Annotated in this window: 1 protein-coding gene; it reads right to left on the bottom strand. The window is 54.3% G+C overall.

All coding sequences use genetic code 11. The annotated features are described in order from the left end of the window. Nucleotides 1-12: 12 nt before the first annotated feature. A protein-coding gene (locus AC286M_RS01990; RefSeq protein WP_488202786.1) for an ISKra4 family transposase occupies nt 13-1100 on the bottom strand; the annotation gives its coding sequence in 2 pieces (ribosomal slippage) (nt 13-929 and nt 929-1100; 1089 coding nt in all). Nucleotides 1101-1169: the final 69 nt, after the last annotated feature.

Here is a 1169-nt window from a genome sequence, read left to right as displayed (position 1 = left end):
GTAGGTCACCTTCTACAGAGAAAAACATCTCTGAGGTGAGAGCCTGCCGTTGAGGTAAGCACAACGATGCGCTAAAACCTGCGGCACCCGCTCAGCGTTCCAGGCAGCGCCAGGGATCTTCGTGCGTTGGTTAATTTGCTTCACCCAGGACTCAACATCCCCCGAGCCAATCGGCCACCCTTCTTCTTGGTAGTAACGATAATTGGGGATGCGGTCACGATGCCGCTCTAGATAGCCACAGAAGCGACGTGCTGCTTCCGACTCGCTCACCTCAAACACATTCATAGCAGCGTCTACTTGTCCCTGCCAAAGAAAGCTGCGAGCGGTTTCGAGTGCTTCTGGAGTGGCTTGGACTTGATGCAAATTTTCCATCAGGTGAAACCAATCGAGGATTTCGTGACGTTGGTGGTCGTTGCCAATCTGGGCATAGATGCCCCAAACCCCATCATGACCATCGCCCAGGCAGTCCACTATCGGGGCTAAGGGGAGGTCATTTGCCCACTCAATCAGGTGTTCGTTGTCTTTGAACCAGGCCATGCCCTGATGCTGCTCACCCAAATTCAAGGCTTTATATTCGCGCCACTCAGCCGCTTCCCCCAGCGGCGTGCGCAAGCGAATCATGCCGCCATCCAGGCTCATTTGCTCAACCGGGACCTCACTCGTGGGCAGCTCGAAGTCATGGCGCGCCTCCAACCGCTGCTGCGTTTTCGCACTCACCCGTCGTCCCGTTTGCACCTCTACTTCAATCGCCGCTTGGGCATAAGAAACAATTGCGCTTTGGCGCAGACAGCACAGCTCTAAATAAGGGCTGACCTGTTGTCGGGGACGGACACCGAGTTGTTTGGCCTGTTCACTACTGAGGGATAACCGGCCCAGAATGCTCTCTAGTTGGCGGGGATATCCTTCGTCGGTGCCGGTAACGGTTTGGCAAAAAACTCCCCAATGACTGGCGTGACGTGTTCTTGCACTTGAGCGCGCACCGTTGATTCGATGGCTCCCAAATTTGCCATCGGCTGGTTTTGCTCACAGGCTTCCTGGTACAGTAGTTCCGCGATGCGTTGACTGCACTGTAAGAGTTCTTGGTGTTCCGCTGGCGTCATTAGAGCACCCTCAAAATATCGCTACAGTCTTACTCTAATTTTTCTCTCAAGAAAGTGACCTGCTCCCGT

The organism is Thainema salinarum CENA647 (assembly GCF_057732415.1).
Note: the sequence above shows the minus strand (reverse complement) of the source record. Positions and strands in the feature narration are given on the sequence as shown.